The 26,365-nt window shown below is 59.0% G+C and carries 25 protein-coding genes; 13 read left to right on the top strand and 12 right to left on the bottom strand.

What is annotated here, in order from left to right; translation table 11 throughout:
• Positions 1–8 precede the first annotated feature (8 nt).
• The 4 genes from ACZRMO_RS02460 to ACZRMO_RS02445 form a co-directional block, all read right to left on the bottom strand.
• Complete coding sequence (locus ACZRMO_RS02460) at positions 9–620, bottom strand: phage baseplate assembly protein V (RefSeq protein ID WP_463971787.1); 612 nt, start codon at positions 618–620, stop codon at positions 9–11.
• Positions 621–623: 3 nt separating this feature from the next.
• Complete coding sequence (locus ACZRMO_RS02455; RefSeq protein WP_463971786.1) at positions 624–1,139, bottom strand: hypothetical protein; 516 nt, start codon at positions 1,137–1,139, stop codon at positions 624–626.
• A gap of 21 nt (positions 1,140–1,160) precedes the next feature.
• Complete coding sequence (locus ACZRMO_RS02450; protein ID WP_463971785.1) at positions 1,161–1,490, bottom strand: phage holin family protein; 330 nt, start codon at positions 1,488–1,490, stop codon at positions 1,161–1,163.
• A 595-nt stretch (positions 1,491–2,085) separates the two neighbouring features.
• A complete protein-coding gene (locus tag ACZRMO_RS02445) occupies positions 2,086–2,820 on the bottom strand; it encodes a LexA family transcriptional regulator (RefSeq protein ID WP_463971784.1) in 735 nt (244 codons plus the stop codon).
• Between the two features lie 197 nt (positions 2,821–3,017).
• On the opposite strand from ACZRMO_RS02445, the gene mutS reads away from it, so the two are divergent.
• Positions 3,018–5,609, top strand: a complete 2,592-nt coding sequence (mutS, locus tag ACZRMO_RS02440) for a DNA mismatch repair protein MutS (RefSeq protein ID WP_463971783.1) — start codon at positions 3,018–3,020, stop codon at positions 5,607–5,609.
• A gap of 143 nt (positions 5,610–5,752) precedes the next feature.
• Positions 5,753–6,076: a ferredoxin FdxA gene (fdxA, locus tag ACZRMO_RS02435; protein ID WP_017738276.1), complete on the top strand. Its 324-nt coding sequence runs from the start codon at positions 5,753–5,755 to the stop codon at positions 6,074–6,076.
• Positions 6,077–6,563: 487 nt separating this feature from the next.
• Here the strand turns inward: fdxA and apbC are convergent, their stop codons facing one another.
• Positions 6,564–7,658: an iron-sulfur cluster carrier protein ApbC gene (apbC, locus tag ACZRMO_RS02430; protein ID WP_463971782.1), complete on the bottom strand. Its 1,095-nt coding sequence runs from the start codon at positions 7,656–7,658 to the stop codon at positions 6,564–6,566.
• 172 nt (positions 7,659–7,830) lie between these two features.
• Between apbC and metG the strand changes: the two genes are divergently transcribed.
• The 4 genes from metG to ACZRMO_RS02410 all read left to right on the top strand — a co-directional run bounded on the left by metG (position 7,831) and on the right by ACZRMO_RS02410 (position 12,181).
• A complete protein-coding gene (gene metG, locus ACZRMO_RS02425; RefSeq protein ID WP_463971781.1) occupies positions 7,831–9,882 on the top strand; it encodes a methionine--tRNA ligase in 2,052 nt (683 codons plus the stop codon).
• 83 nt (positions 9,883–9,965) lie between these two features.
• Entirely contained in the window at positions 9,966–11,159 is a 1,194-nt protein-coding gene (rsxB, locus tag ACZRMO_RS02420) for an electron transport complex subunit RsxB (RefSeq protein ID WP_463971780.1), read from the top strand.
• A 93-nt stretch (positions 11,160–11,252) separates the two neighbouring features.
• Entirely contained in the window at positions 11,253–11,891 is a 639-nt protein-coding gene (nth, locus tag ACZRMO_RS02415; RefSeq protein WP_207039885.1) for an endonuclease III, read from the top strand.
• A 107-nt stretch (positions 11,892–11,998) separates the two neighbouring features.
• Entirely contained in the window at positions 11,999–12,181 is a 183-nt protein-coding gene (locus ACZRMO_RS02410) for a PA3496 family putative envelope integrity protein (protein ID WP_124526113.1), read from the top strand.
• Between the two features lie 91 nt (positions 12,182–12,272).
• On the opposite strand, the gene ACZRMO_RS02405 is transcribed toward ACZRMO_RS02410, so the two are convergent.
• The 3 genes from ACZRMO_RS02405 to ACZRMO_RS02395 all read right to left on the bottom strand — a co-directional run bounded on the left by ACZRMO_RS02405 (position 12,273) and on the right by ACZRMO_RS02395 (position 15,797).
• Complete coding sequence (locus ACZRMO_RS02405; RefSeq protein WP_122719714.1) at positions 12,273–12,905, bottom strand: response regulator transcription factor; 633 nt, start codon at positions 12,903–12,905, stop codon at positions 12,273–12,275.
• A gap of 636 nt (positions 12,906–13,541) precedes the next feature.
• The gene (locus ACZRMO_RS02400) at positions 13,542–14,759 is read right to left on the bottom strand and encodes an argininosuccinate synthase (protein WP_029295244.1); all 1,218 of its coding nucleotides are present in this window, start codon (positions 14,757–14,759) and stop codon (positions 13,542–13,544) included.
• Positions 14,760–14,888: 129 nt separating this feature from the next.
• Positions 14,889–15,797 (bottom strand): flagellar protein MotY, encoded by a 909-nt coding sequence (locus ACZRMO_RS02395; protein WP_463971779.1) that lies wholly within the window; start codon positions 15,795–15,797, stop codon positions 14,889–14,891.
• Between the two features lie 156 nt (positions 15,798–15,953).
• Between ACZRMO_RS02395 and pyrC the strand changes: the two genes are divergently transcribed.
• Both pyrC and rnt read left to right on the top strand, forming a co-directional pair.
• The gene (gene pyrC, locus ACZRMO_RS02390) at positions 15,954–17,000 is read left to right on the top strand and encodes a dihydroorotase (protein ID WP_032891786.1); all 1,047 of its coding nucleotides are present in this window, start codon (positions 15,954–15,956) and stop codon (positions 16,998–17,000) included.
• The gene (rnt, locus tag ACZRMO_RS02385; RefSeq protein ID WP_017738287.1) at positions 16,997–17,668 is read left to right on the top strand and encodes a ribonuclease T; all 672 of its coding nucleotides are present in this window, start codon (positions 16,997–16,999) and stop codon (positions 17,666–17,668) included. Before pyrC ends, rnt begins: the two co-directional genes overlap by 4 nt.
• Positions 17,669–17,732: 64 nt before the next feature.
• Here rnt and ACZRMO_RS02380 read toward each other — a convergent pair whose 3' ends face one another.
• Positions 17,733–18,335: a peroxiredoxin gene (locus ACZRMO_RS02380; protein WP_003172097.1), complete on the bottom strand. Its 603-nt coding sequence runs from the start codon at positions 18,333–18,335 to the stop codon at positions 17,733–17,735.
• A 242-nt stretch (positions 18,336–18,577) separates the two neighbouring features.
• Here ACZRMO_RS02380 and ACZRMO_RS02375 point away from each other — a divergent pair, with 242 nt between their 5' ends.
• Both ACZRMO_RS02375 and bfr read left to right on the top strand, forming a co-directional pair.
• Positions 18,578–18,796, top strand: a complete 219-nt coding sequence (locus ACZRMO_RS02375; RefSeq protein WP_003208706.1) for a bacterioferritin-associated ferredoxin — start codon at positions 18,578–18,580, stop codon at positions 18,794–18,796.
• A 201-nt stretch (positions 18,797–18,997) separates the two neighbouring features.
• Positions 18,998–19,468, top strand: a complete 471-nt coding sequence (gene bfr / locus ACZRMO_RS02370) for a bacterioferritin (protein ID WP_463971778.1) — start codon at positions 18,998–19,000, stop codon at positions 19,466–19,468.
• Positions 19,469–19,537: 69 nt separating this feature from the next.
• Here bfr and grxD read toward each other — a convergent pair whose 3' ends face one another.
• The gene (grxD, locus tag ACZRMO_RS02365) at positions 19,538–19,876 is read right to left on the bottom strand and encodes a Grx4 family monothiol glutaredoxin (protein WP_017738289.1); all 339 of its coding nucleotides are present in this window, start codon (positions 19,874–19,876) and stop codon (positions 19,538–19,540) included.
• Between the two features lie 77 nt (positions 19,877–19,953).
• Complete coding sequence (locus tag ACZRMO_RS02360; RefSeq protein ID WP_463971777.1) at positions 19,954–22,062, bottom strand: molybdopterin oxidoreductase family protein; 2,109 nt, start codon at positions 22,060–22,062, stop codon at positions 19,954–19,956.
• A gap of 435 nt (positions 22,063–22,497) precedes the next feature.
• Between ACZRMO_RS02360 and argF the strand changes: the two genes are divergently transcribed.
• Together argF and ACZRMO_RS02350 are read left to right on the top strand one after the other, a co-directional pair.
• Entirely contained in the window at positions 22,498–23,418 is a 921-nt protein-coding gene (argF, locus tag ACZRMO_RS02355; RefSeq protein ID WP_463971776.1) for an ornithine carbamoyltransferase, read from the top strand.
• Positions 23,415–24,524 carry an ABC transporter ATP-binding protein gene (locus ACZRMO_RS02350; protein ID WP_463971775.1) on the top strand — a complete coding sequence of 370 codons (1,110 nt, stop codon included), beginning with the start codon at positions 23,415–23,417 and terminating at the stop codon, positions 24,522–24,524. The genes argF and ACZRMO_RS02350 overlap by 4 nt, the downstream gene beginning before the upstream one ends.
• A 152-nt stretch (positions 24,525–24,676) precedes the next feature.
• On the opposite strand, the gene ybaK is transcribed toward ACZRMO_RS02350, so the two are convergent.
• Positions 24,677–25,147: a Cys-tRNA(Pro) deacylase gene (gene ybaK, locus ACZRMO_RS02345; RefSeq protein ID WP_463971774.1), complete on the bottom strand. Its 471-nt coding sequence runs from the start codon at positions 25,145–25,147 to the stop codon at positions 24,677–24,679.
• Positions 25,148–25,473: 326 nt separating this feature from the next.
• Between ybaK and ACZRMO_RS02340 the strand changes: the two genes are divergently transcribed.
• Complete coding sequence (locus tag ACZRMO_RS02340; protein WP_207039893.1) at positions 25,474–26,331, top strand: MIP/aquaporin family protein; 858 nt, start codon at positions 25,474–25,476, stop codon at positions 26,329–26,331.
• The last annotated feature ends 34 nt before the right edge of the window (positions 26,332–26,365 follow it).

The following is a 26,365-nucleotide window of genomic DNA, read 5'->3' as shown; positions in this document are numbered from 1 at the left end:
GCAAATCCTTATGCGCTGCTGATCACGCGGCCTTGGTGGTCCACCACGGGGCCGCTCAAATGCACGCCGGCGGCATCCAGCAACAAGCCGCTGGCGCCGAGTTGCAGGGTGATGCTGTCCTTAGTCAGCGCCAATGTGGCGGCGCCGACGGTCACGTTCACTTGTTCGCGGGAACCGTTGACCGTGGTCGGCCCGTTGCTCCAGTTGAACGTATGGCTGGCATCGTCGTAGTCGCTTTGGGTGCCGTCCTGATAACGACGCCGGGTCAACGAAGCCACGCCGGACACCGGCGGAAAGAGACTACTGTTGAGGCCGAACAAGGCCACGGATTGTGCTCCCCCTTCCCCACCGCCATAGTTGAGCAACAGGCATTGCTCACCCACCGACGGAATGCGGGTTTCGCTCTGCGAACCGGCGCTGGGGTTGAAAAAACGGATCGTCGGGCTGAGCAAATCCCCATGACTGACCTTGCAGGTGTTGCTGGCGGCGTCGACCTCCTGGCACACGCCAATCCGGCAGAAACTTTCCGCACGGCGATACAGGTCTTCGAGCTGGGTTTCCATTTCCACCAGGCGCTCGACGATCGGCCCGAGTTGCATGCGCAGCAATGCGTCGAACATGGACTACTCCTGGAGTGGGCGATATTGATTCGGGTCGTTGATGTCGGAGACTTCCCAGGTGCGGGCAAATAGTGGTTTGCCTGTGGGATCTTCGAGGAGGCGCGGGCCGAGGTAGAGGGTTTGGCTGAAGGACACGGTCCAGGTGTCGTAGTCCGTTTCCGCGCCGATTGGCACGGAAGGGGCCGCGACGATGGCGACCGGTAAATCGCACTGATCCGACGGCAGGCCCCAGCGGTTGTCCAGAGCCAGGTCCATCAGTTGGCTGGCCAGGTCGCACGCATCAAACGCTGCGGCCCCGCTGGCGACAGTGGCCTTGAGTGAAACAGCCAGCACATGCGCCTTGCGCCCCTCAAGGGAGCGCACGCCGGGGCCATTACGCTCCATGCTGACAAGCACGCCGGTCTTATCGCCAGTGCCGGCGAAGTCTTGGTGATTACCTACACGTAATTGTGGGAAAGCGCTCTTCAGCGCATCCTCAATCGCCATGGGCAGTTGGGAAACTTTTTCGATAGAGGTCATCTTGTTGCGTCCTTGCAGCGGTTACTGCTGATCCGGGCGGTTGACGCCGATACGCTTGGCCGCCCAACGTTCATAAAGGCCGATGGCAACGTCTGCGCCGGCCATGGCGGTCAGGCACCCCAGGGCCGCGGCGGTCCAGACCGACAGGCCGGCGGCGTACAACAGCATCACGGCCGAGACCCCGCAGACCATGCACGCCCCAGACCGCAGGGCCAGTCGACGTACCAGCGACCAGCCCCGGGCGCCGTCCTTGTCGGCGCGCCACATTTCACCGCTGACCCCGCCGATCAGGGCCAGTACGATCACCAGCCAGATCGGCATTTCCGCTAACGCTTGCTGCTCGTTTGTCATGTCACGCCTCCTGGCTGAGCAATGCCGGCACAGTGCCGGGGTTTGGATACTTCCGTGTGTCGGTGGGCATTCCAAAAAGCCCGGCTGCCCAGGCTTTTCAGTAATGCGTCCCGCGAACTGTCGGCGCTACTGGCGCGGTACGGTTCTTCCCTCGATGTTTTTCCGACCACGATCCCTGTCTGCCGGAAAACTGCTTCTGGTGCTTTACGCTGCACACCCGGGTCAGTTGCCAACCCTCTGAACCGTTGAGGCCGGTTCATCGCTGCCTGTTCTTGTCATGCGGTGTAACTAAAGAGCGTCGGCATCCTTGCCGGTGTTTCCTGGCGTCCTTGCCATCGCTGTGATGGCGTCCTTGCCGATGTTGCGTGCCTTCCCTGTCTTCCTTGGCAGCATCCTTGCTGCCTCCACCTAGCCTTCTTGGCTGGCTTGAGATGGAGAATATGCATGTATGCATATACAGTCAATGCGTTAATGCATTTATTTTCACGCATGAATCGCATCAATGCATCGAAAGCCTTGTGGGCATTGGGTACGCCTGTTTTTGAAAGGCGAAAAAAAACCCGCGTATTGGCGGGTTTTGTCTTACATAAGGTGGTTAGCGAGCGTACATACCCCACCAGAACACATGACCAAGGATGCTGATCTGCTCATCCTGGATATCCTGGAAGCTGTAGTCCTCGTCCGGGTGCTCATCGCGATTGAAACTGCGCAGGCGAATCCCGGAAGGCAGGCGATAGAGCTGTTTCACCCGCAGTTGGCCGTTGTGATTGATGGCGTACAAATCACCATCGACGATATCGCCAATCCCGCTCTTGCCCGCGTTGACCCCAACCGTCGCCCCGTCACGCAACACCGGCAGCATGCTGTTACCGCGTACAGTCACGCACTTGGCCTGGTCAAACTGCACGCCGTTATGCCGCAGGCTGCGCTTGCCGAACCGCAGGCTGGCCTTTTCGCTTTCCTCGATGACGAATCTTCCTGATCCAGCAGCCAATTCAACCTCGCGCAGAAAAGGGATCGACACCTCGTCATCATTCACGGGGGTATCGTCGTCCCACAGGCTAATGTCCTTGAGTTCCGAATGGGTTGGGTCACGCAGGTCTTCGCGCAAGACGCCGATGGCCACGCGCCCGCGCAGCTGGTCGGTGCTGACGCGAAAGTACTCGGCGATGCGCGAGATGTGCTTGTCCGAGGGGTCGACGATCTTGCCGCTGAGGATCCGGGACAGCGTGGATTGAGGCACGCCGGTGCGCCGGTGAAGCTCCATGGGGGAGATCCGGTCGCGGTCCAGCAGTTCTCGTAAGACGATAGAAACGTTGCGTTTTTGCATAGCGCGGATAGTGACGGGAGTTTTTTGGGTTGGCAAATGCAAAAATGCATCTTTTGCCATTTATTGCGGCTTTGCACCTATCCGCTTGTGACCTGCGAAGCCCCGACCTCGCGTGTTAACCTTGCGGCCATCGCAAAATCAGCAGGGCCAAGCGCCCCCTTTGCCCCACTCCTTTTAACGAATTTGCCTACTATCCAATGAGTAAAAACACTTCCGACTTGTCCTCCCACACGCCGATGATGCAGCAGTACTGGCGCCTCAAGAACCAGCACCCTGATCAATTGATGTTCTATCGCATGGGCGACTTCTACGAGATCTTCTACGAAGACGCGAAGAAGGCCGCCAAGCTGCTGGACATCACCCTGACCGCCCGTGGGCAATCGGCTGGGCAGTCGATTCCGATGTGTGGGATTCCTTACCATTCGTTGGAAGGTTATCTGGTCAAGCTGGTGAAGCTGGGCGAGTCGGTGGTGATCTGTGAGCAGATCGGTGATCCGGCCACCAGCAAAGGGCCGGTGGAACGTCAGGTGGTGCGCATTATTACGCCGGGGACGGTGAGTGATGAGGCGCTGCTGGATGAGCGTCGCGACAACCTGATTGCGGCCGTGTTGGGCGATGAGCGTTTGTTCGGCCTGTCGGTGCTGGACATCACCAGCGGCAACTTCAGTGTGCTGGAGATCAAAGGCTGGGAAAACCTGCTGGCCGAGCTGGAACGTATCAATCCAGTGGAGTTGTTGATCCCGGATGATTGGCCAAAGGACCTGCCAGCGGAAAAACGTCGTGGGGCCAAACGCCGCGCGCCGTGGGATTTTGAGCGTGACTCGGCGCTGAAAAGCCTGTGCCAACAGTTCTCCGTGCAGGACTTGAAGGGTTTTGGTTGCGAAGCCCTGACCCTGGCCATCGGCGCCGCGGGTTGCCTGCTCGGCTACGCCAAGGAAACCCAGCGCACCGCCCTGCCACATTTGCGCGCCCTGCGTCATGAGCGCCTGGACGATACCGTGGTGCTGGATGGCGCCAGCCGGCGCAACCTGGAGCTGGACACCAACCTGTCCGGCGGGCGCGACAACACCCTGCAATCGGTCGTCGACCGTTGCCAGACCGCCATGGGCAGCCGCTTGTTGACCCGTTGGCTGAACCGTCCGCTGCGGGATTTGAGCGTGCTGCAGGCGCGTCAGTCGTCTATTACCTGCCTGCTGGACGGCTACCGCTTTGAGAAACTGCAACCGCAGCTGAAGGAAATCGGCGATATCGAGCGTATCCTCGCGCGGATTGGCCTGCGCAATGCGCGGCCCCGCGATCTGGCGCGCCTGCGCGATGCCCTCGGCGCCCTGCCCCAACTGCAAGCGGCGATGACCGAACTGGACACGCCACACCTGCAACAGTTGGCCGTGACCACCAGCACCTACCCGGAACTGGCGGCACTCCTGGAAAAAGCCATCATCGACAACCCGCCAGCGATTATCCGTGACGGTGGCGTGCTGAAGACCGGTTACGACAGCGAGCTGGACGAGCTGCAATCCCTCAGCGAAAACGCCGGGCAGTTCCTGATTGACCTGGAAGCCCGCGAAAAAGCCCGTACCGGCCTGGCCAACTTGAAAGTCGGCTACAACCGCGTGCACGGCTACTTCATTGAGTTGCCGAGCAAGCAGGCCGAGTCGGCGCCGATCGACTATCAACGTCGCCAGACCCTCAAAGGTGCCGAGCGCTTTATCACCCCGGAGCTCAAGGAGTTCGAAGACAAGGCGCTGTCGGCCAAAAGCCGCGCGCTGGCGCGGGAAAAGATGCTGTATGAAGCCCTGCTCGAAGACCTCATCGGCCAACTGGCGCCGTTGCAAGACACCGCTACCGCCCTGGCCGAGCTGGATGTGCTGAGCAACCTCGCCGAACGCGCGCTGAACCTTGACCTGAACTGCCCACGTTTTGTCAGCGAGCCGTGCATGCGCATCGTGCAGGGACGCCACCCGGTCGTCGAGCAAGTACTGACCACACCGTTCGTCGCCAACGACCTGTCGCTGGACGATGACACCCGCATGCTGGTGATCACCGGTCCGAACATGGGTGGTAAATCCACCTACATGCGTCAAACCGCATTGATCGTGCTGCTGGCGCATATCGGCAGCTTTGTGCCGGCGGCCAGTTGCGAATTGTCCCTGGTGGACCGGATTTTCACCCGGATCGGTTCCAGCGATGACCTGGCCGGTGGCCGTTCGACCTTTATGGTGGAAATGAGCGAAACCGCCAACATCCTGCACAACGCCACCGAGCGCAGCCTGGTGCTGATGGACGAAGTCGGTCGCGGCACTAGCACCTTCGATGGCCTGTCCCTGGCATGGGCCGCAGCCGAGCGTTTGGCGCACCTGCGTGCCTATACGCTGTTTGCCACCCACTATTTCGAACTGACCGTATTGCCGGAAAGCGAACCGCTAGTGGCCAACGTGCATCTCAATGCCACCGAGCACAACGAGCGCATCGTGTTCCTGCACCACGTGTTGCCCGGGCCGGCCAGCCAGAGCTACGGCCTGGCGGTGGCGCAGTTGGCCGGCGTGCCAAACATCGTGATCAGCCGCGCCCGCGAGCACCTCAGCCGCCTGGAAACCACGGCATTGCCCCATGAAACCGTGGTCGCCAGCCCTGCCAAGGCAGCGAGCAAAAACGCTGCACCGCACCAGAGCGATATGTTCGCCACCCTGCCCCATCCGGTGCTGGAAGAGTTGGCAAAGCTTGACCTGGATGACTTGACGCCGCGTAAAGCGCTCGAAATGTTATATGCACTGAAGGTTCGGATATAACGCTGACGCTTGCAAGCTGGTAGACTCTCGCGCGGTTTGGGATGCTGCGGGCTTTTTAGCCTGGCCTGCAGACTATCGCTCCCGAACCTCGCGAGCCCTGCCACAAAGGGTTTCGCTGCCGCCGCCTGAGGAGAGAATTAGAAATGACCTTCGTCGTCACCGACAACTGCATCAAGTGCAAGTACACCGACTGCGTGGAAGTATGTCCGGTGGACTGCTTCTACGAAGGCCCGAACTTCCTGGTCATCCACCCGGATGAGTGCATCGACTGCGCCCTGTGTGAACCAGAATGCCCGGCCGTCGCTATTTTCTCCGAGGATGAAGTCCCGGCAGAGATGCAGGAATTTATTCAGTTGAACGTCGAGCTGGCGGAAATCTGGCCGAACATCACTGAGAAGAAAGACTCGCTGCCGGATGCAGCTGAGTGGGATGGCGTCAAAGGCAAGATCAAAGACCTCGAGCGCTAACAGCGCCGCCGCCAAACAAAAAAAGGCCCTACGGGGCCTTTTTTGCGTCCGGGGACTTTTCTACGGGCAAAAAAAAGGGGCGGTATGACCCGCCCACATTTTTTCCCTAGTCCCTGTATTCCTTTTCATCATCCTGATGAATCGCATCCTGCGACGTTCCTTCAAACCATCGTTCCTTGATGGCTGTGTCAATCCGTGGACACAGGGCTGATCTTAGAGACTTCCAAAGGAAGTTCAACGGGATCCAACCCGTGGAATGACACACCAGCGCGCTCAACGAAACATATTTAATTGTTATATTTCAGTAAGTTAGAAAGATCCTTCAGAAAATCGGGACATACGTGCCCGGTAAAAAAACCAAACACTTACGAAAAAGTAAGCAAATGCTTACACGAGTAATTGGGCAAAAGCGTAACGGCCACAACCCTGGCATCTTGCAGGCGTTAAAAAGCCCCGACACTGTCGAGGCTTTTTCCCTTCACGCTGCTTAGTCGTCGCTGACAGTAATCGTCGGCATTGCCGGCGCCGCGGCTTCCTGCAGGACGATACGTGCGCCCACATGACGGGCCAGTTCCTGATAGATCATGGCGATCTGGCTGTCAGGCTCGGCCACCACGGTGGGCTTGCCACCGTCAGCCTGCTCGCGAATCAGCATCGACAGCGGTAGCGAGGCCAGCAGTTCAACACCGTATTGCGTGGCCAGCTTCTCACCGCCGCCTTCACCGAACAGATGCTCGGCGTGGCCGCAGTTGGAGCAGATGTGCACCGCCATGTTTTCGACAACGCCCAGCACCGGGATATTGACCTTGCGGAACATCTCCACGCCTTTCTTGGCATCGAGCAGGGCCAGGTCCTGCGGCGTCGTGACGATCACCGAACCGGCCACCGGGACTTTCTGTGCCAGGGTCAACTGGATATCACCGGTGCCTGGCGGCATGTCGATCACCAGGTAATCCAAATCGCCCCAGGCCGTCTGGGTAACCAGTTGCAGCAAGGCACCGGAGACCATCGGCCCGCGCCACACCATCGGCGTGTTGTCGTCGGTGAGGAAGGCCATGGACATGACTTCCACGCCGTGGGACTCGATCGGCACAAACCACTTCTGATCCTTGACCTTGGGCCGCGTGCCTTCGGCGATGCCAAACATCACGCCCTGGCTCGGGCCGTAGATGTCGGCGTCGAGGATGCCCACGCGCGCGCCTTCACGGGCCAGCGCCAGGGCCAGGTTGGCCGCGGTGGTGGATTTGCCCACGCCACCCTTGCCGGAGGCGACGGCGACGACGTTCTTGACGTTGGCCAGACCCGGGATCTGGGCCTGGGCCTTGTGCGGCGCAATCACGCACTGGATATCGACCTTGGCCGAGAGCACGCCGTCCAGGCCTTCGATGGCCATTTGCAGCATCTGCGCCCAGCCGTTCTTGAACAGGCCTGCGGCATAGCCCAGCTCCAGCTGGACCGACACGTGGTCGCCCTGTACCTCGATGGCACGTACACAGCCGGCACTGACCGGGTCCTGGTTCAAATAAGGGTCGGTGTACTGGCGAAGAACGGCTTCCACCGCTGCGCGATTGACGGCGCTCATGGGCTACTCCCGAAAAAAGACTGACTGAAACAGGCGGCTATCCTAACCGTTCCCGCCCGTCAGCGGCATGCTTTCGCAGGCCGGGAAGATGCTGAAACAGCTCCACGGGGTGAAATATATTTCGCGGCGCTTTATAGTGGCCGACCTCCGTTTCATCAAGTAGCCGAGCCCCATGTCCGAGCCACGCAAGATCCTCGTCACCAGCGCCCTGCCCTATGCCAATGGTTCCATCCATCTTGGCCATATGCTTGAGTACATCCAGACCGATATGTGGGTGCGCTTCCAGAAGCATCGCGGCAACCAATGCATTTATGTCTGCGCGGACGACGCCCACGGCTCGGCCATCATGTTGCGCGCCGAAAAGGAAGGCATCACCCCGGAACAACTGATCGCCAACGTGCAGGCTGAACACAGCGCCGACTTTGCCGAGTTCCTGGTGGACTTCGACAACTTTCACTCGACCCACTCCGAAGAAAACCGCGAGCTGTCGAGCCAGATCTACCTGCGGTTGAAGGATGCAGGGCATATCGACCAACGGTCGGTCACCCAGTACTTCGACCCGGAAAAGAAAATGTTCCTGGCCGACCGCTTCATCAAGGGCACCTGCCCGAAATGCGGCACTGAAGACCAGTACGGCGACAACTGCGAAAAATGCGGTGCAACCTACGCGCCGACTGAATTGAAGGATCCGAAGTCGGCTATCTCCGGTGCCACCCCGGTGCTCAAGGATTCCCAGCACTTCTTCTTCAAACTTCCGGATTTCCAGCAGATGCTGCAAACCTGGACCCGCAGCGGCACCCTGCAAGACGCCGTGGCCAACAAACTCGCCGAATGGCTCGACAGCGGCCTGCAACAGTGGGACATCTCCCGCGATGCGCCGTACTTCGGCTTCGAGATCCCAGGCGAGCCGGGCAAGTACTTCTATGTGTGGCTGGATGCGCCAATCGGCTACATGGCCAGCTTCAAGAACCTGTGCGATCGCACGCCGGAGCTGGACTTCGACGCGTTCTGGAACAAGGACTCCACCGCCGAGCTGTACCACTTCATCGGCAAGGACATCGTCAACTTCCACGCCCTGTTCTGGCCAGCCATGCTTGAAGGCTCGGGCTACCGCAAGCCGACCGCCATTGCCGTGCACGGCTACCTGACAGTCAACGGCCAGAAGATGTCCAAGTCCCGTGGCACCTTTATCAAGGCGCGCACCTACCTGGACCACCTGTCGCCAGAATACCTGCGCTACTACTACGCCTCCAAGCTGGGCCGTGGCGTCGATGACCTGGACCTGAACCTGGAAGACTTCGTACAGAAGGTCAACTCGGACCTCGTGGGCAAAGTCGTCAACATCGCCAGCCGTTGCGCCGGGTTTATCCACAAGGGCAACGCCGGTGTGCTGGTGGCCGAGAACGCTGCGCCAGAGCTGACCGACGCGTTCCTGGCCGCCGCGCCAAGCATCGCCGACGCCTACGAAGCCCGCGACTTTGCCCGCGCCATGCGCGAGATCATGGGCCTGGCCGACCGCGCCAACGCCTGGATCGCCGACAAGGCACCGTGGTCGTTGAACAAGCAGGAAGGCAAGCAGGCTGAAGTCCAGGCGATCTGCGCCACAGGCGTCAACCTGTTCCGCCAGCTGGTGATCTTCCTCAAGCCGGTGCTGCCACTGCTGGCCGCCGACGCCGAGGCGTTCCTCAACGTCGCGCCGCTGACCTGGAACGACCACGCCAGCCTGCTCGGCAACCATCAGTTGAACGAGTTCAAGCCGCTGATGACCCGAATCGACCCGGTAAAAGTCCAGGCCATGACCGACGCTTCGAAGGAAGACCTGGTCGCCAGCCAGACCGACACCGGTTCGGCTGCACCCGCTGGCAATGGTGAATTGGCCAAAGACCCGATCTCTGCGGAAATCGACTTTGACGCTTTCGCCGCCGTGGACCTGCGTGTCGCGCTGATCATCAAGGCCGAAGCCGTGGAAGGTGCCGACAAGCTGCTGCGCCTGACACTGGATATCGGTGACGAACAACGCAACGTGTTCTCCGGGATCAAGAGCGCCTACCCGGATCCATCCAAGCTGGACGGTCGCCTGACCATGATGATTGCCAACCTCAAGCCACGGAAAATGAAATTCGGTATTTCCGAAGGCATGGTGATGGCGGCGGGCCCTGGCGGTGAAGAAATCTACCTGCTGAGCCCTGACAGCGGCGCCAAGCCAGGCCAACGCATCAAGTAAGCCTGTAAAACAGCCCTGTCGCTTCGGTGACAGGGCTTTTGCGCTAGTCCCCTCTTCTCGCTTGCCGGATAATCAGGCTCTGTTTGTCTAACCGGCATGCCAATGATCCCAGCATGAACCTCATTCAACGTATCGACGCGCTGCTGCCGCAGACCCAATGCGGCAAATGCGGGCACCCGGGCTGCAAGCCATACGCCGAAGGCATCGCTAAGGGCGAGGCGATCAACAAGTGCCCGCCGGGTGGTCAGGAGACTATTGTCGGTCTGGCACACCTGCTGAACGTCCCTGTGCTGACGCTGGACGCCAGCCGTGGTGAAGCGCCAGCGCAGGTTGCCTACATCCGCGAAGCCGAGTGCATCGGCTGCACCAAATGCATCCAGGCGTGCCCGGTGGACGCCATCGTGGGTGCCGCCAAACTGATGCACACGGTGATCAGCGACGAGTGCACAGGCTGCGACCTGTGCGTGGCACCTTGCCCGGTTGACTGCATCGATATGCGGCCGCTGGTCAACCTGGTGCCAATGGTGGGTGGATTGGCGACCAACGAACACGAGCAGCATGAACGCAGCCTCAAGCGTGACCGGGCGCGGCGGCGTTATGAGCAGCGCAACGCGCGCTTGCAGGGGGAAGAGCAACGCCAGCTAGCAGAACGCCTGGCACGGGCCAAACGCGCGGTGCCGACGCACACTGCACCCGCAGATGCAGGGCAAGCTGCCTCGGATGCAGCAATCAAGAAAGCCAAGATCGGCGTCGCCATGAGCCGTGCGCAGTTGCACAAATCCTTGAAAGCCTTCGGCCATCCGCCAACGTTTGAGCAACAATCGCAGCTGATCATCCTGCAACAACAGTTCGAAGCCGCGGAGCAAGCATTGGCGGCGCTAGAAGCGAGCAGCCCGCCTCCGCTCCCTGCCAACAAAGACCCCGAGCTCAAGCGCGCGAAAATCCAGTTGGCCATGCGGCGCGCCGAGTTGAAAAAGGCTCAAGAGCAGTGCGTCGACGAGCAACAGCTGGCAACGCTCAGCGCGGCATTGACCGCTGCCGAGCAAACCCTGCATGACGTCGAGGCGATCTCCGAGCAACCCCGCCCCGACTTGCAGCGCGTGGAAAAACGCCCCATTGATGCCCAGTTGCGCCAGTTGAAAACCGCCCTGGCCTACGCCCGCGCGGATGTCAGCAAATTACAGCGCCAACCGGGCGTCGACGCAGAAGCGCTGGCTGCGGCGCAACACAAGCTGGAAGAGGTGCAGCGCCAGGTCGATACCCATGTCGGCGCCTGACCTCTATCCTATTGAGGTTGTTGCTTACAGGGCTCCGTGCCTGGAACCGCTTTTCACCATTACGCCGACCGTCTGCAAGGAATTGCCTGCCCCATGAACGCCGTAAAACGCCTGGAAATTTTCCGTAGGTTTCACGAAGACAATCCAGAACCGAAAACCGAACTGGCCTACTCTTCGCCGTTCGAGTTGTTGATTGCGGTGATTCTGTCGGCACAATCCACTGATGTGGGCGTGAATAAGGCCACGGCCAAACTGTACCCGGTGGCGAATACACCAGAGGCGATCCATGCCTTGGGCGTCGATGGCTTATCCGAATACATCAAGACGATTGGCCTTTACAACAGCAAGGCCAAAAATGTCATCGAGACCTGTCGGATGCTGGTGGAGTTGCACGGCAGTGAAGTGCCGCAAACACGCGAAGCCCTGGAGGCGCTGCCGGGTGTAGGCCGCAAAACCGCGAACGTTGTGCTCAATACGGCATTCCGACAGTTGACCATGGCAGTGGACACCCACATTTTCCGGGTCAGTAACCGGACGGGGATCGCTCGCGGCAAGAATGTGGTGGAGGTGGAAACCCAGTTGATGAAGTTCGTGCCCAAGCCCTATCTGCTCGACTCCCACCACTGGTTGATCCTGCACGGACGCTATGTTTGCCAGGCACGCAAGCCACGCTGCGGCAGCTGTCGCATCGAAGACCTGTGTGAATACAAGGACAAGACGTCCGACGATTGAGTAATCATTGTTTTTTTCGATCAGTCGATTGAAAAAATCTTTTTTACCCATTCATGGATTATCGTTATAAGGAGCGCCAACGGCAGTCTTAGCCCGGAGTGAACCTTATGAGCACTGGCAAAGAACAACTGGATGTAGAAGACGACCTCGTCGCAGAATCGGATGACGATGGCGAAGCCCCCGTTGCGGAGGTAGCCAAGACCAATCTAAGCAAACGTCGCACTATCGACAATCTTCTGGAAGAGCGACGCTTGCAAAAACAACTGGCCGATTACGACTTCGACCTCTGACCTGCCCGTTGACGACCAGAAGCCTCCCTGACGGAGGCTTTTTTCTAGCTGGCTCACTGGCCGGATATCACGTGAGTTGTTGCACCCTCCCCTACACGAGCCCGTTGCGTTGGGCCAACTCAATCAGGTCTACCAGCGAACGTGCATTGAGCTTGAGCAGCAAACGCGTCTTGTAGGTACTGACAGTCTTGTTGCTCAGGAACATGCCGTCAGCGATCTCCTTGTTGGTTTTACCGCGCGCCAACTGCTGCAGCACCATCATCTCCCGGCCCGAAAGGCGCTCGACCATGTCGGCCTCACTCGCGTTGCCCATGGTTGAGCGCACCGAGTTCAACGCCTGGTTCGGGAAATAGCTGTAGCCGGAGAGCACCGCCTTGATGGCGCTCAACAACTCAGTCAAGTCCTGCTGCTTGCAGACGTAACCCGCAGCGCCAGCCTGCATGCAACGCATGGAGAAATGACCAGGCGCCTGGGAAGTCAGCACCAGCACCTTGAACGGAGCTGGCTGTTTGACGGAGGAAAGCCGGCAAATAACTTCCAGCCCATCGAGCTTGGGAATTCCAATATCCAGTATGACGATGTCCGGCATATGCTCCCGTGCAAGTTGCAACGCATCGACACCGTTATCGGTCTCGGCAACGACCTCATAACCATGACGCTCCATTAGCATACGCACAGCAAGACGAATGACGGGATGATCATCCACGATCAGCACTTTATTCATAAGGAAAGTCCAATTTCGCTGTTCGAATTATTCAGAGCAAGCACAATAGCCTAGTCGTTTCCTAGTTGGCATAGCGCTCCCCCCTGAGTAACAGCAAGCAGAGACCCAAGCCACAACGATATAGGAATAAGCCTACAAAAAAACACTGATTCAGATGTATCGAGTTTTACGGGGGCTTTCAGACTTTTCTGGACCCACACACAATTTGAATGAAATATCCAACGGGTAGGAGGCAAGCGGTAAAGGTAGCGCACATGACTTTCAGCAAATGCCCCTTGCTTGTTGCCTTCGCGCAGATAAGTCGACAAGAAAAAACCTATCATTTCAGTTCCCTTAAACATATTCACTTACACCATTATTTCCTACAGATGTTTCCCCAAGAAACACCCATATCACGCTTACATGAGTGAATATTCTGTAAGACATGGTTCCTACTTCGGTGTAAATAATTCATTCTCCTTTTAATACGCCACCCTAGAACATTTTCCTACACCCACAAAACTTCAGAAGCGCTAACTACTCAACACTCTTTAAACATCGATAAACATCCCCCAACACAAGGTACCGCCTTACTTTTTTAACAGGCAAAAAAAAGGCCCCTTTAACAAGGGGCCTCTCTTAAAGCGTCACGGGCACTCAGAACAACTTGCGACCTTTGTTGGCCGCAATGCGCATGCGCAATGCGTTCAACTTGATAAAGCCCGCTGCGTCCGCCTGGTTGTAGGCACCGCCGTCTTCTTCGAAGGTAGCGATGTTGGCATCGAACAGCGACTCATCGGACTTGCGACCAGTGACGATCACATTGCCCTTGTACAGCTTCAGGCGCACAACGCCGTTCACGTGGACCTGGGAGGCATCAATCATCTGTTGCAGCATCAGACGCTCAGGGCTCCACCAGTAGCCGGTGTAGATCAGGCTGGCGTACTTGGGCATCAACTCGTCTTTGAGGTGAGCCACTTCGCGGTCCAGGGTGATGGACTCGATAGCACGGTGGGCACGTAGCATGATGGTGCCGCCCGGGGTTTCGTAGCAGCCACGGGACTTCATGCCCACGTAACGGTTCTCGACGATGTCGAGGCGGCCGATGCCGTGTTCGCCACCGATACGGTTCAGGGTCGCCAGCACGGTGGCCGGGGTCATTTCGACGCCGTCCAGTGCGACGATGTCGCCGTTGCGGTAGGTCAGTTCCAGGTACTGCGGCTTGTCTGGAGCGTTCTCCGGGGAGACGGTCCATTTCCACATGTCCTCTTCGTGCTCGGTCCAGGTGTCTTCCAGCACGCCACCTTCATAGGAGATGTGCAGCAAGTTGGCATCCATCGAGTACGGGGACTTCTTCTTGCCGTGACGCTCGATCGGGATTGCGTGCTTTTCAGCGTAATCCATCAGCTTTTCACGGGACAGCAGGTCCCATTCACGCCAAGGCGCAATCACTTTCACGCCTGGCTTGAGAGCGTACGCACCCAGTTCGAAACGCACCTGGTCGTTGCCCTTGCCGGTGGCGCCATGGGAAATGGCGTCAGCGCCGGTTTCGTTGGCGATTTCGATCAGGCGCTTGGCGATCAGCGGACGTGCGATGGAGGTACCCAGCAGGTACTCGCCTTCGTAGACGGTATTGGCGCGAAACATCGGGAAAACGAAATCGCGGACGAATTCTTCGCGCAGGTCGTCAATGTAGATCTCTTTCACGCCCATGGCTTGCGCCTTGGCACGTGCAGGTTCGACCTCTTCGCCCTGACCCAGGTCAGCGGTGAAGGTCACCACTTCACAGTTATAAGTATCCTGCAGCCACTTGAGGATCACCGAAGTGTCCAGGCCGCCGGAATACGCGAGAACGACCTTGTTTACGTCGGCCATGCCATCACTCCACGGGGTTGTACGGAAAGGCGACGATTCTACCGATCAAAACCGTGAAATTACAGGGGCGCGACAGCAAATGAAGATAAAGCGACAGATTATGTCGAACGAGCGACCGATGGTCGCACGTTATGAGGTAGCGGCTGGATTGCTTGGCGCAGTGGCCGTGGGCGCCGGGTTCTCGGGGGCTGCCACCCGTTCCAGCTGAATATTGACGCGGCGGTTGCGCGCTCGGTTGGCCGCATTGGTGTTGGGCACCAGCGGGTAGCTTTCGCCGTGAAAACGCAGGGTGACCTGCGACTCCTGGATGCCGTTGGCCTTGAAGTACTCCATGACCGCCAGGCCCCGCCGGCGCGAAACATCGCGATTGGTCAGGCGATTGCCGCTGTTGTCCGAATGGCCGTTGAGCTCGATGTGGTTGACGGTGGGGTCAGCCTTCATGAATTCAACAATCACCGCCAGCTTCTGTTTGGCTGCGGCGTCCAATTCGATGCCGCCACCTGGAAAGCCGACTTCCGTCTGTTTGACCTGGTCGTAGTTCATCGGCAGCAACTTGGCGGTACACAGTTGATAGTCACTGTAGGCCTTGTTGAAGCGCACCGGCAACAGACGGATTTCCGAGTAGCCACCTTCGCGCCCGTAATGTCGAACCGTCGGCGAGCGGCCCTCAAGCAAGCCGTTGAACAGCCGCCCCGCCTGGGCCTGGGAACTGTTGAACAACACATCGCCGCTGCCGGCACGCACCGCACCCAAGTTGATATCACCACGGCCAGGCTGCCAGGGTGCAGCCGCGGCCAACAAGGTAGCCGAGCCCGCCCCCAGCGATCCGCCATAGGCTTTCAGACGAAACGTCGCCTGCTCGCCCGCCCGGCGCACGAACTCACCCGAACCGAAATCGGTGATCGGCTGGGTCAGACGGCACTCAAACTTGTCGCCCTCCACCTTCCACTCAATATTCTCCAGACGTGTCTGGAACGTGAGGGCCATCGCAGGCAGGCTGGCGAACACACTGAGCAGGGCTAGATATTGCTGGCGCACGGGAGGCTCCACTGGTTTCTACAACACTTCAAAGCGTCATACATCGATAAGGCATACGAAAGGCTATCGGATGCATCCTGCAAAACTTGATAGCGAGTGCCTGCAAGAGTCTTTTCCGGTAGCATTCCCACCAGATTGACCCGCCTGGAATCCCCAATGTCCGACCGCCTGACCCTGCTGCGTCCCGACGACTGGCATATTCATCTTCGCGATGGTGCTGCGTTGCCCCAAACCGTGGCCGATGTTGCGCGCACGTTTGGCCGCGCCATCATCATGCCTAACCTGGTACCTCCGGTGCGTAATGCCGCTGAAGCCGACGCCTATCGCCAGCGTATCCTCGCTGCGCGGCCGGCCGGCAGCCGCTTCGAACCGCTGATGGTGCTCTACCTCACCGACCGCACCCAGCCCGAAGAGATTCGTGAAGCCAAGGCCAGCGGTTACGTGCACGCCGCCAAGCTGTACCCGGCTGGCGCGACCACCAACTCCGATTCCGGCGTGACCAGTATCGACAAGATCCTGCCGGCCATCGAAGCCATGGCCGAAGTCGGCATGCCGCTGTTGATCCACGGTGAAGTCACCCGTGGCGACGTGGATGTGTTCGACCGCGAGAAAATCTTCATCGACGAGCATATGCGCCGTGTGGTCGAGCTGTTCCCGACCCTCAAGGTGGTGTTCGAACACATCACCACCGCCGATGCCGTGCAGTTCGTCACCGAGGCTTCGGCCAACGTGGGCGCAACCATTACTGCCCATCACCTGCTGTACAACCGCAACCACATGCTGGTGGGCGGGATTCGGCCGCATTTCTATTGCCTGCCGATCCTCAAGCGCAACACCCACCAGGTGGCGTTGCTGGATGCCGCGACCAGCGGTAACCCGAAGTTCTTCCTCGGTACCGACTCGGCGCCCCACGCCCAGCATGCCAAGGAGGCCGCGTGCGGCTGTGCCGGTTGCTACACCGCTTATGCGGCGATCGAGCTGTACGCCGAAGCGTTCGAACAGCGCAACGCCCTGGACAAGCTTGAAGGTTTTGCCAGCCTCAACGGCCCGCGTTTCTACGGCCTGCCGGCAAATACCGACCGTATCACCCTGGTCCGTGAAGACTGGACCGCCCCTGCCAGCCTGCCGTTTGGCGAGCTGACCGTTATCCCGCTGCGCGCCGGTGAAACACTGCGCTGGCGCCTGCTGGAGGAAAGCAAGTGAGTGAAGACCATTACGACGACGAACACGAGCACAGTGGTGGCGGCTCCCGCCACCCGATGGCCGAGCGGTTTCGCGGCTATCTGCCGGTTGTCATCGACGTAGAAACCGGTGGTTTCAATTGCGCCACCGATGCGCTTCTGGAAATTGCCGCGACCACTATCGGCATGGATGAACAGGGTTTCGTGTTCCCGGAACACACCCACTTCTTCCGCGTCGAGCCGTTTGAAGGCGCGAATATCGAAGCAGCCGCTTTGGAGTTCACCGGCATCAAGCTCGATCACCCACTGCGCATGGCCGTGAGTGAAGAAGCCGCGCTGACCGATATCTTCCGTGGCGTGCGCAAAGCGTTGAAGGCCAATGGCTGCAAACGCGCGATCCTGGTCGGGCACAACAGCAGCTTCGACCTCGGCTTCCTGAACGCCGCCGTGGCGCGGTTGGACATGAAGCGCAACCCGTTCCACCCGTTCTCCAGTTTTGACACCGCCACCCTCGCGGGCCTGGCTTACGGCCAGACCGTACTGGCCAAAGCCTGCCAGGCAGCCGGTATCGACTTTGACGGTCGCGAAGCCCACTCGGCGCGCTACGACACCGAGAAGACGGCTGATCTGTTCTGCGGCATCGTCAATCGCTGGAAGCAGATGGGCGGCTGGGAAGATTTCGGCGACTGAGCCATTTCCCGCCCATAAAAAAACCGGCCTTCTCAGGCCGGTTTTTTTGTACCTCGACGCAGGCTTACAGCTTGCCAGCGTTCTCGGTCAGGTAAGCCGCAACGCCTTCTGGCGAAGCGTTCATGCCTTTGTCGCCTTTTTTCCAGTTGGCTGGGCAGACTTCGCCGTGCTCTTCGTGGAATTGCAGAGCGTCGACCAGGCGGATCAGCTCTTCCATGTTACGGCCCAGTGGCAGGTCGTTGATGATCTGGGAGCGTACAACGCCCTTGTCATCGATCAGGAACGCGCCACGGAAAGCCACGCCGCCTTCGGATTCAACGTCGTAGGCCTTGGCAATGTCGTGCTTCATGTCGGCAGCCATGGTGTATTTGACTTTGCCGATGCCGCCATCATTGATGGCGGTGTTGCGCCAGGCGTTGTGGGTGAAATGGGAGTCGATGGAAACGGCTACCACTTCAACGTTGCGCGCCTTGAAATCGTCCATGCGGTGGTCCAGAGCGATCAGCTCCGACGGGCAGACGAAGGTGAAGTCCAGCGGGTAGAAGAACACCAGGCCGTATTTGCCTTTGATGGCTTCAGACAGCTTGAAGCTGTCAACGATTTCGCCATTGCCGAGGACGGCGGGTACGTCGAAATCCGGGGCTTGTTTGCCGACGAGTACGCTCATTGGGTATCTCCTGATGTGAGGGTGACGATTGAAGTAAAAGGACCGGCCCAGTCTGGCGCGCATAAGCGACAGCCCTGTGACGCAGTCACGCTTCGTGAAGATCGATCATCATACACTGAAAAAACCGTTCGTCAGTGCGGGCACGCTGCCAGCGAATACCCTACGAATCTACTTTGACAATCATTCTCGTTAACATTAAGATCCACCGCACTTAAGCCTTAAACCCGCGACGGTTCTCCCTTATGTATGTGTGCCTCTGTACTGGCGTCACCGACGGACAAATCCGCGAAGCAATCTACGAAGGTTGCTGCAGCTACAAGGAAGTGCGTGAAACCACCGGCGTTGCCAGCCAGTGCGGCAAATGTGCCTGCCTCGCCAAGCAAGTGGTACGGGAAACCCTGACGCAGCTGCAAACAGCCCAGGCCGCGATCCCCTATTCAGCAGAATTTACACACGCTTAAATTGGCGTGTTTTAAAGAACCGGACTTAGTGTCCGGTTTTTTTATGCCCGCAATTCAATTAGTTAGCGCCAAGACGCGGAACACAAACATTCTTATTCCGATTAATTTTCATTTATTATTCAATAACTTAGGTTTGACACTAAGGTTTTCGCCGCTCAAACTCCGCCCTATACACAGCGATTACAGGGCAGGACCCCAGTCATGAAAGGCGACATCTCAGTCATCCAGCAACTCAACAAAATCCTTGCCAATGAACTGGTCGCGATCAATCAGTACTTCCTGCATGCGCGCATGTATGACGATTGGGGCCTGGAAAAGCTCGGCAAGCGTGAATACAAAGAATCCATCAAGGCCATGAAGGACGCCGACGCGCTGATCAAACGCATCCTGTTCCTCGAAGGCCTGCCGAACGTGCAGGACCTGGGCAAGCTGAACATCGGCGAGCACACCCAGGAAATGATCAGCAGCGACCTCAAGTTCGAACACAAGAGCCACAGCGACATTAAGGCCGCCATCGCTCACTGCGAAACCAAAAGCGACTTCGGCAGCCGCGAACTGCTCGAAGATATCCTCGAAGACCAGGAAGAACACATCGACTGGCTGGAAACCCAACTGGGCCTGATCGATAAAGTCAGCCTGGAAAACTACCTGCAATCGCAGATGGGCGAATAAGCCCTCAGCACGCAGGTGTAAAAAAGCCCCGCTCTCTCACGAGAAGCGGGGCTTTTTATTGCAGGCGCATCAAGCGTCGGTCTTGGCCGCCGCATTTGCTGCTGCTTCTTTGATCAGCGCTTGCAGCGAACCATCAGCCGCCATCTCGACGATGATGTCGCTACCGCCGACCAGCTCACCGGCCACCCACAATTGTGGGAACGTAGGCCAGTTGGCGTACTTCGGCAGGTTGGCGCGGATTTCAGGGTTTTGCAGGATATCCACGTAAGCGAATTTCTCGCCGCACGCCATGATGGCCTGGGACGCCTTCGCGGAGAAACCGCACTGAGGAGCGTTAGGTGCGCCCTTCATGTAAAGCAGAATGGTGTTGGCAGCAATCTGCTCTTTGATCGTTTCGATGATATCCATGGAACACCTCGGCTGGAACTTTGCGACTCACAGGTCGGCACGGTGGCGCATTGTAACGCAAAATTCCAGCCGGGTGCTCAGGCAGCTGCTACCTGCACCGGAACGCCATTAAGCGCAGCGTTGCCCGACAACTCGTCCAATTGCCGTTCGTCGGTCAAGTCGTTCGCGCTCGCCCCCGGCTGCCCGCTGGCAATGCTCATCTGCACACCCGGGCGGCCATGGCCCCAGCCGTGGGGCAGGCTGACCACGCCGGGCATCATGTCCAGGCTGGCCAGCACTTCCACCTCGATCATGCCAATGCGTGAACTCACACGCACCCGCTGGCCATCGCTCAACTGCCGGCTGGACAGGTCATCGGGATGCATCAGCAACTGATGACGCGGCTTGCCCTTCACCAAGCGGTGATAGTTGTGCATCCAGGAATTATTACTGCGCACATGCCGGCGCCCGATCAACAACAGTTCGTCAGCCACCGGCAGCGGCTGCGCGGCAAACCGCGCCAGGTCGGCGAGGATCACCGCTGGCGCCGCCTGCACCTTGCCATCTACGGTTTTCAGACGCTGGGCAAGGTTGGCCCTGAGTGGCCCCAGATCCACGCCATGGGGGTGATCGGCCAGCATCGCGACGGACAGCCTATGCTCGGAGGCATCACCGTACGCCCCGGCCCGTAGGCCGAAGTCGATCATCTGCGCCGGCGCCATGGTCGGCTTGAGCGCTGCCCCCGTCTGCGCGGCGAACGCCTGGGCCAAACCGACAAAGATCTCCCAGTCATGCAACGCGCCTTGCGGCTTGGGCAAGATCGCGCGATTGAAACGGGTGACATTGCGCACGGCGAACATATTGAAGGTGGTGTCGTAGTGATCGTTTTCCAGGGCCGAGGTGGACGGCAGGATCAAGTCCGCGTAACGCGTGGTCTCGTTGATATAGAGGTCGATGCTGACCATGAACTCCAAGCCATCCAAAGCCTGCTCCAACTGACGACCGTTCGGCGTGGACAACACGGGGTTACCGGCAACGGTCACCAGCGCGCGGATTTGCCCTTCGCCTTGCGTCAGCATCTCTTCAGCCAAGGCCGACACCGGCAACTCGCCGCCATACTCCGGACGCCCGGAAACCCGGCTCTGCCAACGATTGAAATGCCCGCCACCGGTGGACGCCACCAGGTCCACTGCCGGCGACGTGCACAACGCACCGCCGACCCGATCCAGGTTACCGGTGACCAGGTTGATCAACTGCACCAGCCAATGGCACAGCGTGCCGAAGGCCTGGGTGGAAACCCCCATGCGCCCGTAACACACGGCCTTGTCCGCCGCCGCAAAGTCCCGCGCCAACTGGCGGATCTGCTCGGCCGGCACCGCACACTGGCGGCTCATGGCCTCAGCGGTAAACCCGGCAATGGCGCGTCGCACATCCTCCAGGCCTTCGACGGGCAAATGACTGGCACGGGTCAGATTTTCGCTAAACAACGTGTTGAGCACTGCAAACAGCAACGCCGCATCCCCACCGGGGCGCACGAACACATGCTGGTCAGCCATCGCCGCCGTCTCACTGCGCCGTGGATCAACCACCACCACCTTGCCCCCCCGGGCCTGGATGGCTTTCAAGCGTTTCTCCACATCAGGCACGGTCATGATGCTGCCGTTGGACGCCAACGGGTTGCCGCCCAGGATCAGCATGAAGTCGGTGTGGTCGATGTCCGGGATCGGCAATAACAAGCCATGGCCGTACATCAGGTAGCTGGTGAGGTGATGGGGCAACTGGTCCACCGAGGTCGCGGAGAACCGGTTGCGCGTCTTGAGCTGGCCAAGGAAGTAGTTGCTGTGGGTCATCAGCCCATAGTTGTGCACGCTGGGGTTGCCTTGATACACCGCCACCGCATTCTGCCCATGCCGGGCCTGGATGCCTGCCAGCCGTTCGGCTACCAGCGCAAACGCTTCTTCCCACGGTATAGGCTGCCATTCGCTGCCCACGCGCAACATCGGTTGATGCAGGCGATCCGGGTCATTCTGGATGTCCTGCAACGCCACGGCCTTGGGGCAGATATGGCCACGGCTGAACGTGTCCAGCGGGTCACCCTTGATCGAGGTGATCGCCAGGCTGCCGTCGTCGGCGCGCGTGGTTTCCAGGGTCAGGCCGCAGATGGCTTCACACAGATGGCAGGCACGGTGATGGAGAGTCTTGGTCATGGCCAGTCTCTTTATTAGGGCTTTGAGTCAACTATGGGCCGCGACCGGCTGGGGCGCCACCAAGGTTCGTCCCGTGAATCGACGGACATCAGGCCAAGCCATGGGTAAGCATGAGTAAATGTTTCAGAAATTTCCCATATCGCCGCTGAAACCGACACAACCCGGCCCAGGCCCGCCCCAGCGGATTGCAAAAGGTTGCGGGGCCAGTGTACAAATGGCTCGCTGCTGTCAGGAATTCGTCTTCAAAAGCGCTCAGGCGCCCTTCTTGAACACCCCTAAAAACGTAGCCCCTATTGGTAAGACGCGACATTTAATGTCAATATCGCGCCTTCCCCTATTTCGTCGCCCCGTGCGGCTTTCGCCGCAGGTCTCGCCCGTTGTCACAATAAACAAGGCTTTGAGTATCTGCGGTCTGTTGCAAAAAGGTAGTTAATGATGAGCGCAAGGCACTTTCTCTCCCTGATGGATTGCACGCCCGAAGAGCTGGTCAGCGTGATCCGTCGAGGCATTGAGCTTAAAGACCTGCGTAACCGCGGCGTACTGTTCGAGCCTTTGAAAAACCGCGTGCTCGGGATGATTTTCGAAAAATCCTCGACCCGCACCCGTGTGTCTTTTGAAGCCGGCATGATCCAACTGGGCGGCCAAGCCATCTTCCTGTCATCGCGCGACACCCAACTGGGCCGTGGCGAGACCGTTGCCGACAGCGCCATCGTGATGTCGAGCATGCTCGATGCGGTGATGATCCGCACCTTTGCCCACAGAACCGTGACCGAATTTGCCGCCCACTCCCGCGTACCGGTGATCAACGGCCTGTCCGATGACCTGCATCCGTGCCAACTGCTGGCCGATATGCAAACCTTCCTTGAGCATCGCGGTTCGATCCAAGGCAAGACCGTGGCCTGGATCGGCGACGGCAACAACATGTGCAACAGCTATATAGAAGCGGCGATCCAGTTCGACTTCCAACTGCGCGTTGCCTGCCCGGAAGGCTACGAGCCTGACGCACGTTTCCTGGCACAAGCCGGCGACCGCGTCACCGTCGTACGTGACCCGCGCGAAGCGGTACTGGGCGCGCACCTGGTGAGCACCGACGTCTGGACCTCCATGGGCCAGGAAGAAGAAACCGCCAAGCGCCTGGCCTTGTTCGCACCATTCCAGGTGACCCGCGCCCTGCTCGACCTGGCCGCACCGGATGTGCTGTTCATGCACTGCCTGCCGGCCCACCGTGGTGAGGAAATCAGCCTCGATCTGTTGGACGACACCCGTTCGGTCGCCTGGGACCAAGCCGAAAATCGCCTGCATGCGCAAAAGGCCCTGCTCGAATTCCTCGTGCCGCCGTCGTACCACCACGCATGAGCCAGCCATTCCTGCTGAACCTGCGCAATCTGGCATGCGGCTATCAAGATCAACGGGTGGTGCAGAACCTCAATCTGCACCTTAACGCCGGTGACATCGGCTGCCTGCTGGGCTCTTCGGGCTGCGGCAAGACCACCACCCTGCGGGCAATTGCCGGGTTTGAGCCGGTACACGAAGGGGAAATCAGCCTGGCGGGCGAAGTGATCTCCAGCGCCGGTTTCACCCTGGCACCGGAGAAGCGTCGCATCGGCATGGTGTTCCAGGACTACGCGCTGTTTCCCCACCTCAGCGTGGCGGACAACATCGCCTTCGGCATTCGCAAGCACCCGCAAAAAGACCGTGTGGTCGCCGAGCTGCTGGAGCTGGTCAACCTGAAGAATCTGGGCAAACGCTTCCCCCACGAGCTTTCGGGCGGCCAGCAACAACGCGTTGCCCTCGCCCGCGCCCTGGCGCCGGAACCGCAACTGCTGCTGCTGGATGAACCGTTCTCCAACCTCGACGGTGAGCTGCGGCGCAAGCTCAGCCACGAAGTGCGCGACATCCTCAAGACTCGCGGCACCAGTGCAATCCTGGTGACCCATGACCAGGAAGAAGCGTTCGCCGTAAGTGATCAGGTCGGTGTCTTCAAGGAAGGCCGCCTGGAGCAATGGGACACGCCCTACAACCTCTATCACGAACCGCAGACAACCTATGTCGCGAGCTTTATCGGCCAGGGTTATTTCATCCGTGGCCAATTGAGTTCGCCGGAGTCGGTCAGCACCGAACTGGGCGACCTGCGCGGCAACCGCGCCTACCCTTGGCCAACCGGTGGTGCCGTGGATGTATTGCTGCGCCCCGACGACATCGTCTACGCGCCAGACAGCGCCTTGAAAGCACGGATCGTGGGTAAGACCTTCCTCGGTGCATCAACCCTGTACCGCCTGCAACTGCCGACGGGCGCGCAACTGGAGTCGATTTTCCCTAGCCATGCCGACCATCAGGTGGGCACGGATGTGGGGATTCGGGTGGCGGCGGAGCATCTGGTGTTGTTCCAGGCGTCGGGCAGTGTGGCGGCGCACATTCCTCAATCCGAGTCAGGCGTGCGGCGCTACAGCCAAGCCCACTGACAAAACCGGATCAAAAATGTGGGAGCGGGCTTGTGTGGGAGCGGGCTTGCTCGCGAATGCAGTGTGTCAGTCACCAGATTCATAGCTGATACACCGCTTTCGCGAGCAAGCCCGCTCCCACATTGGTTTTGCATTGGCTTCAAAAGCAGGGTTCAGGCCCGCCCAATCGGCGCAAACTTGGCCTGGGTATGCTCCGCCAACACCGCCGCCGGCAGCTCAACCTCCAACCCCCTTCTCCCCGCACTCACAAAAATCGTCGCGAACGGCTGCGCCGTCTCGTCGATAAATGTACGCAAGCGCTTCTTCTGCCCCAGCGGGCTGATCCCGCCCAGCAAGTAACCGGTAGAGCGCTGCGCCGCTGCCGGATCAGCCATTTCAACTTTTTTGACCCCCGCCGCGTGAGCCAGGGCTTTCAGGTCCAGACTTCCGACGACCGGCACCACTGCCACCAATAATTCACCCTTCTCACTGCAGGCCAGCAAGGTCTTGAACACCTGCGCCGGATCCAGCGCCAATTTTTCCGCGGCCTCCAGGCCATACGAAGCAGCCTTGGGATCATGTTCATAACTGTGGATACGATGTTCGGCGCGAACTTTTTTCAACAGGTCCAATGCAGGGGTCATGCTGGCTCCAGACGTGGCAAACAGATGGCCAATTCTAGGCCAACCCCGCGCAAAACGCTCTACTCCGCGCGCCTTGACGTACACACATAATGTTACAAGCGTGATCATTCACCAGGTCAATAGTTTGAAAGTGACTGACGGTTCACTTTCGACCTTTGACAGCCGTCATTCTTGTCTATATTTTTTCGTTTCCGAATACTGTAGGAATACACCTGCAGCACTCGAGCAGTAAGCCGTGTCCGGGATGGGGATCCTTGCCACGGTGAAAATCGCGCAACGCTCCGTTGAGAGCGTGCGCCAGACAAGAACAACAACTGAGGTTTTCCATGACAACTGCTCTTCAACAGCCTTCACTTTCGAGCCAATGCATGGCCGAATTCCTGGGGACTGCGCTTCTGATCTTCTTCGGTACAGGATGCGTCGCCGCGCTCAAGGTCGCGGGTGCCAGCTTTGGTTTGTGGGAAATCAGTATTATCTGGGGGGTTGGCGTCAGCATGGCGATCTACCTGAGCGCCGGCATTTCCGGGGCTCACCTCAACCCGGCGGTGAGTATCGCCCTGTGCATTTTCGCCGACTTCGAAAAGCGCAAACTGCCCTTCTACATTCTCGCCCAGATCGCCGGCGCCTTCTGCTCGGCCGCACTGGTATACACCCTCTATAGCAATCTGTTTTTCGATTACGAACAAACCCACCATATGGTTCGCGGCTCCCAGGCCAGCCTGGAATTGGCGTCGGTGTTCTCCACCTACCCCCATGCGCTGCTGAGCACCGCCCAGGCATTCCTGGTGGAAATGGTTATCACCGCGATCCTGATGGGCGTGATCATGGCCCTCACCGATGACAACAACGGCCTGCCACGCGGCCCGTTGGCCCCTCTGCTGATCGGCCTGCTGATCGCCGTGATCGGTAGCGCCATGGGCCCGCTGACCGGCTTTGCGATGAACCCCGCGCGGGATTTCGGGCCCAAGCTGATGACCTTTTTCGCTGGCTGGGGTGAAATAGCCTTTACTGGCGGCCGCGATATTCCTTACTTCCTGATTCCGGTTTTCGCGCCAATTGTCGGCGCATGCCTGGGTGCTGCGGCCTATCGCGGGCTGATCGCCCGTCATCTGCCGAGCGCCGCACCTACTGCTGCAGAAGAAACACCTGACACGGCTGTCAACGGCAAGACCCGTATTTCCTGATAGCGCCAGCCTGGACGCACCTGCCCTTTTTGCG

The sequence above is a fragment of the Pseudomonas sp. B611 genome (genome assembly GCF_055407965.1).
The sequence above is the reverse complement of the archived record's forward strand: the minus strand, read 5'-3'. Positions and strand labels throughout refer to the sequence as shown.

Coding starts and splice junctions, on each gene's coding strand:
- ACZRMO_RS02445 (WP_463971784.1), bottom strand. CDS start 2,820: ATGCAAAAACGCAACGTTTCTATCGTCTTACGAGAACTGCTGGACCGC.
- ACZRMO_RS02340 (WP_207039893.1), top strand. CDS start 25,474: ATGACAACTGCTCTTCAACAGCCTTCACTTTCGAGCCAATGCATGGCC.
- ACZRMO_RS02460 (WP_463971787.1), bottom strand. CDS start 620: ATGTTCGACGCATTGCTGCGCATGCAACTCGGGCCGATCGTCGAGCGC.
- fdxA (WP_017738276.1), top strand. CDS start 5,753: ATGACCTTCGTCGTCACCGACAACTGCATCAAGTGCAAGTACACCGAC.
- ACZRMO_RS02360 (WP_463971777.1), bottom strand. CDS start 22,062: ATGACCAAGACTCTCCATCACCGTGCCTGCCATCTGTGTGAAGCCATC.
- nth (WP_207039885.1), top strand. CDS start 11,253: ATGAACGCCGTAAAACGCCTGGAAATTTTCCGTAGGTTTCACGAAGAC.
- ACZRMO_RS02455 (WP_463971786.1), bottom strand. CDS start 1,139: ATGACCTCTATCGAAAAAGTTTCCCAACTGCCCATGGCGATTGAGGAT.
- ACZRMO_RS02405 (WP_122719714.1), bottom strand. CDS start 12,905: ATGAATAAAGTGCTGATCGTGGATGATCATCCCGTCATTCGTCTTGCT.
- ACZRMO_RS02400 (WP_029295244.1), bottom strand. CDS start 14,759: ATGGCCGACGTAAACAAGGTCGTTCTCGCGTATTCCGGCGGCCTGGAC.
- apbC (WP_463971782.1), bottom strand. CDS start 7,658: ATGAGCGCCGTCAATCGCGCAGCGGTGGAAGCCGTTCTTCGCCAGTAC.
- ACZRMO_RS02375 (WP_003208706.1), top strand. CDS start 18,578: ATGTATGTGTGCCTCTGTACTGGCGTCACCGACGGACAAATCCGCGAA.
- pyrC (WP_032891786.1), top strand. CDS start 15,954: ATGTCCGACCGCCTGACCCTGCTGCGTCCCGACGACTGGCATATTCAT.
- ACZRMO_RS02410 (WP_124526113.1), top strand. CDS start 11,999: ATGAGCACTGGCAAAGAACAACTGGATGTAGAAGACGACCTCGTCGCA.
- metG (WP_463971781.1), top strand. CDS start 7,831: ATGTCCGAGCCACGCAAGATCCTCGTCACCAGCGCCCTGCCCTATGCC.
- argF (WP_463971776.1), top strand. CDS start 22,498: ATGAGCGCAAGGCACTTTCTCTCCCTGATGGATTGCACGCCCGAAGAG.
- mutS (WP_463971783.1), top strand. CDS start 3,018: ATGAGTAAAAACACTTCCGACTTGTCCTCCCACACGCCGATGATGCAG.
- bfr (WP_463971778.1), top strand. CDS start 18,998: ATGAAAGGCGACATCTCAGTCATCCAGCAACTCAACAAAATCCTTGCC.
- ACZRMO_RS02450 (WP_463971785.1), bottom strand. CDS start 1,490: ATGACAAACGAGCAGCAAGCGTTAGCGGAAATGCCGATCTGGCTGGTG.
- ybaK (WP_463971774.1), bottom strand. CDS start 25,147: ATGACCCCTGCATTGGACCTGTTGAAAAAAGTTCGCGCCGAACATCGT.
- ACZRMO_RS02380 (WP_003172097.1), bottom strand. CDS start 18,335: ATGAGCGTACTCGTCGGCAAACAAGCCCCGGATTTCGACGTACCCGCC.
- ACZRMO_RS02350 (WP_463971775.1), top strand. CDS start 23,415: ATGAGCCAGCCATTCCTGCTGAACCTGCGCAATCTGGCATGCGGCTAT.
- grxD (WP_017738289.1), bottom strand. CDS start 19,876: ATGGATATCATCGAAACGATCAAAGAGCAGATTGCTGCCAACACCATT.